The sequence below is a fragment of the Tamlana crocina genome (assembly GCF_012037625.1).
This window is the reverse complement of record NZ_JAAVJS010000278.1, coordinates 1-433: the sequence shown is the minus strand read 5'-3', so window position 1 is coordinate 433 and position 433 is coordinate 1. Positions and strand designations below refer to the sequence as shown.

The following is a 433-nucleotide window of genomic DNA, read 5'->3' as shown; positions in this document are numbered from 1 at the left end:
ATAGCTTACGAAGTTGTAAATTCAATACATCCCGGCCCGGTAAATAATCGTATGATGCGCTTCCATTGAAGAGCAGATACATCCCGATAAACCTGCAGCTTCTCAAAAAGATTTTGAAGCGAGTGTACTTTTTAAACGCTACGCCGGAAATTCTGAAATAGCAGACCTTGCACTCTTTCTCGCCTGCGATGACAGCAAGTATATTACCGGTACTACCCAGGTAATTGATGGAGGAATGATAGTTGGTTGAATAAATTGTCCCGGCTGTAAAAGCAGTCGGGACAATTTATTAGTAATATTTCTTCTCTGATTCGAAGATGATTGTCCTGTAGAAGTTAAACTACAGGCTCTTCTTTTTCCAGCTCTTCTTCCGCCTTCTTTATGTTCCTTATCCCTTTCAGCAAGGCATCGGGGTTAAAGGAAATACTATCTA

General features: G+C 40.9%; 1 protein-coding gene. It reads left to right on the top strand.

Annotation, left to right across the window (positions count from 1 at the left end; translation table 11 throughout):
* Positions 1 to 64: 64 nt before the first annotated feature.
* Positions 65 to 250, top strand: a complete 186-nt coding sequence (locus tag HC176_RS20425; protein WP_167920139.1) for an SDR family oxidoreductase — start codon at positions 65 to 67, stop codon at positions 248 to 250.
* Positions 251 to 433 lie beyond the last annotated feature (183 nt).